Source organism: Microbacterium sp. SCN 71-21, from assembly GCF_001725695.1.
In the GTDB taxonomy this organism is placed as follows: domain Bacteria; phylum Actinomycetota; class Actinomycetes; order Actinomycetales; family Microbacteriaceae; genus Microbacterium; species Microbacterium ginsengisoli.
Genome location: NZ_MEGA01000112.1, coordinates 6,368 through 6,858, shown reverse-complemented (window position 1 = coordinate 6,858; position 491 = coordinate 6,368).

Genomic DNA, 491 nt, shown 5'->3' with positions numbered 1-491 from the left:
TGGCATTGAGAGCCTGGTCGGCCTCTGAAGCGCCGAAGTGGAGACGGAGAACTCTGCATCCGCGCTTCTGTCTTGCTCAGAAGAGTGCTGAAGTTGGCTTTCTTGGGAGTCTCGCGGCGCTCTTGAGTTCTCCATATTTCTCATAGACTTAGGGCTTCTGGATGTCGATCATCCGCGTGGTCGTGGATCACCTCGCGGAAATGCATCCAGTGGGGTGTTTCGCTCCGGCGGGACACGCTCGATGTCGGACCATGCAAGGGTCTGACTCGCGCTCCCCCGATCGGCGTCGCCGTCGCCGGTCGGGGGAGGGGCGCGAAGGCTACCCGCGGACTGGTGGAATCGGAAGCGTGTCGAGATTGGGTGCTTCCCCCATGAACCGACCGGCAAAAGAGCTGTTTTGTTCCGCTCCAGTGGAATAGGGGTCGAGGTCGGTTATGACGAGGGGCCGGCCCGCGCTTCCCCGACCGGCGTGTGGATCGCCGGTCGGGGAG